The 413-nt window shown below is 62.2% G+C and carries 1 pseudogene; it reads right to left on the bottom strand.

From position 1 onward, the window contains the following. A pseudogene (locus PXJ20_RS33005) lies at window positions 1-413 on the bottom strand (hypothetical protein); the annotation flags it as partial.

Raw genomic sequence — 413 nt, 5'->3', positions numbered from 1 at the left:
AGTGCGGCCGACTTCACCCGGTCCTGTGCTTCCTGGACCATCGCGCCTGCATACTGCATCTCGTCCTGGCGGGCACGTCGGTTCAGCTCGTTGACCAGCGCCTCGCTCATCGTCAGCAGGTGTTCGTTGATGTCACGCGCCGAACGCGGGTCGAACGCGGAGGTTCTGAGCGTCGTGATGCTGGTCGTGCTGTCGTGGACCACGGCCACAATGCGGTCCCGGTAGTAATCGAGGAATTTCTCGTAGGTGGCATCCGTACTGCCAAACTGCGGAAAGCGACTGACGATGTCTCCGTAGGGATCACCCACCCGTTTGCGCAGCTGGATGTCGCGGTCGAGCGTCTTGAGGGCGTCCATGGAAAGGACGTAGTCGTTCACGATCCAGGCGTCGTCCTGCGCGCGCCCGAAGCTGCT

Source organism: Paraburkholderia sp. A1RI_3L, assembly GCF_048957895.1.
Classification (GTDB): domain Bacteria; phylum Pseudomonadota; class Gammaproteobacteria; order Burkholderiales; family Burkholderiaceae; genus Paraburkholderia; species Paraburkholderia kururiensis.
Note: the sequence above shows the minus strand (reverse complement) of the source record. Positions and strands in the feature narration are given on the sequence as shown.